The 1,032-nt window shown below is 59.8% G+C and carries 2 protein-coding genes; both read left to right on the top strand.

The window, feature by feature from the left end; translation table 11 throughout:
• Window positions 1-619 (top strand): replication initiation protein RepC (gene repC, locus EOA86_RS35975; protein ID WP_245497493.1); only part of this gene is annotated, 619 nt, incomplete at its 5' end.
• A gap of 46 nt (window positions 620-665) precedes the next feature.
• The coding region (locus tag EOA86_RS35970; protein WP_164892383.1) for a thermonuclease family protein at window positions 666-1,032 on the top strand (367 nt) is incomplete at its 3' end.

Below are 1,032 nucleotides of genomic sequence, written 5' to 3'. Positions count from 1 at the left end.
TGCCTCGGCACTTTTCGACTGGTTTGTGGAGCGCCTGTTGCAGCTTCCACGCCGTTCAGAATCTGCGTCGGAAACAGAAAATTCGACATGCACATATGTCGAAAACGGCATGCACAAACAGACTACAAACCCTGATCCTCTTGAAGAGAGTAATGATAATCGGCGTTCGGCTGACGCCGAACAACTTCATTTGCTAGAGGCTGGCTCCGCCAGCAAGAGGGCTTATGAACCAAGCCTGGGCGGCGGCTTGCGCCAAGTCAAGGGGCGAGAGCGCCAGCCGCAGGCGGTAGTGGCATTGCATGACCTGGTGCGGGCAATCCCGGCCTTAAAGGCCTACGGCTTTGCCCTGCCCCGCAGTTGGGCCGATCTGGCGCGGCTCGTGCCGCAGATGTGCCGCCTGACGGGAATTTCCGATGATGCGCGCCGCCGCGCCATCGAACAGATGGGCGAGCAGCAAGCAGCGATCGCAATCGCCGTGACGCTGCAGAAATACGACCGGCAGGAAGTTAAATCGCCGGGCGGCTACTTGCGGGCCATGACGGACCGCGCCACAGCCGGCGAGCTTCATCTTGCCCGCTCGATTTTCGGGCTGGCAGCCCGTAATCCATGGAGGCATTGAATTGAGATTTCGAACGATATTGGCGGCCGTGGCCGCAATCTGGTGCATGGATGCGGCGGCCGAGCCGTCGGCATGGTCCGGCCAGGCGCGGGTAATCGACGGCGACACGATCAGTATCCGTCAGCAGCGCATTCGGATTGCTGCGATCGATGCATGCGAACTAGACCAGACCGGCTTGAAGGACGGCCAGACCTGGCGTTGCGGTGTCATTGCTCGCAGTTACCTTCGAAAGATGATCGACGGACAGCATGTCCGTTGCGATATCATCGACCAGGATCGGTATCGCCGTTTGGTCGGGCAGTGCTTCATCGGCGATACCGATGTGGGCCTCGCTATGGTGAACGCCGGGCTAGCCGAGGCGATGCTTCGATATCTGCCGTCATCCCATCCTATCAGTCTGGTTGAGTACGGGG

Origin of the sequence: Mesorhizobium sp. M5C.F.Ca.IN.020.32.2.1, from assembly GCF_004023105.1 — a bacterium.
GTDB classification, from domain to species: domain Bacteria; phylum Pseudomonadota; class Alphaproteobacteria; order Rhizobiales; family Rhizobiaceae; genus Mesorhizobium; species Mesorhizobium wenxiniae.
This window is presented reverse-complemented; position numbering and strand designations above follow the sequence as displayed.